The 206-nt window shown below is 55.3% G+C and carries 1 protein-coding gene; it reads right to left on the reverse strand.

Features of this window, described 5'->3' with window-relative positions; translation table 11 throughout:
- On the reverse strand, nt 1–206 hold a 206-nt coding region (locus AAEY97_RS21575), incomplete at both ends, for a hypothetical protein (RefSeq protein WP_351001456.1).

A 206-nucleotide genomic window follows, 5' to 3' on the forward strand; every position in this document is an offset into this window, starting at 1 on the left:
AGATCCGCACCGGCTTGGGTTAATACCACTTCGCCGTTGACTAACGCATAGTAACCGTCGTCATTGCTGCCTGGGGTGAAGTCCACGGTCAGTGCATCACCGTCTTCATCAAAGGTGGTGTAGGTTGCGGCCACATCGCCATCGACGGCGCTGTTTTCAGTAAAGTCATTGGCGACCACATCAATGGTCGGCGCATCGTTGGTCGG

Origin of the sequence: Shewanella sp. TB7-MNA-CIBAN-0143 (assembly GCF_040310065.1) — a bacterium.
Lineage (GTDB): Bacteria > Pseudomonadota > Gammaproteobacteria > Enterobacterales > Shewanellaceae > Shewanella.